This is a genomic window from Oleiphilus sp. HI0061, assembly GCF_001635675.1.
The window spans coordinates 1-643 of record NZ_LWFE01001564.1 but is presented as its reverse complement, the minus strand read 5'-3'; the positions used below and the strand labels follow the sequence as shown (position 1 = coordinate 643).

The following is a 643-nucleotide window of genomic DNA, read 5'->3' as shown; positions in this document are numbered from 1 at the left end:
TCTAAACCAAGCTGGGCAGGATAGGTCGGTTTGTTTAGCGCGATGTCAGCACCTTGGGTTTTTCCAAGTGTTTGGGTGTCACTGATAATATCCAGAATGTCGTCTTGAACCTGGAAAGCTAAGCCAATAGCCTGTGCGTAGTTGGTTAGCGCTTCATATTCTTGTTTCGTCACGCCTGACGGGCTGCTTAGCGCGCCTATTTGTACAGAGGCTTCAATCAGGGCACCAGTTTTATGTCGATGCATGTTTTCAAGCTGGCTCAGAGACAAGGTTTGCCCGACAGAGTTAAAATCGATTGCTTGCCCTAGCACCATTCCTCTGGCACCACTTGCTTTTGTCAGCAGCTGGATCATTTTGATCTGGCTTTCGAGACCAAAGTGTTTGGCTTGGCTGAGTAATTCAAAGGCCATTGCTTGTAAGGCATCACCTGCCAGAATAGCCGTGGCTTCATCAAACGCTTTATGGCAGGTGGCCTGACCTCTCCTCAAGTCATCATCGTCCATCGCGGGTAGGTCGTCGTGGATAAGAGAGTAGGCGTGAATAAATTCAATTGCACAGGCTGCATCCATTGCCTGCTCTGCCTGAACTGCAAAGCAGTTGGCTGTCGCTAAGGCTAAAATGGGTCGAATGCGCTTGCCTCCCA

1 protein-coding gene is annotated in these 643 nt (G+C 49.5%); it reads right to left on the bottom strand.

Going from position 1 to position 643, the window contains the following annotated elements:
* Positions 1-643 (bottom strand): polyprenyl synthetase family protein (locus A3735_RS24440; protein ID WP_068638805.1); only part of this gene is annotated, 643 nt, incomplete at both ends.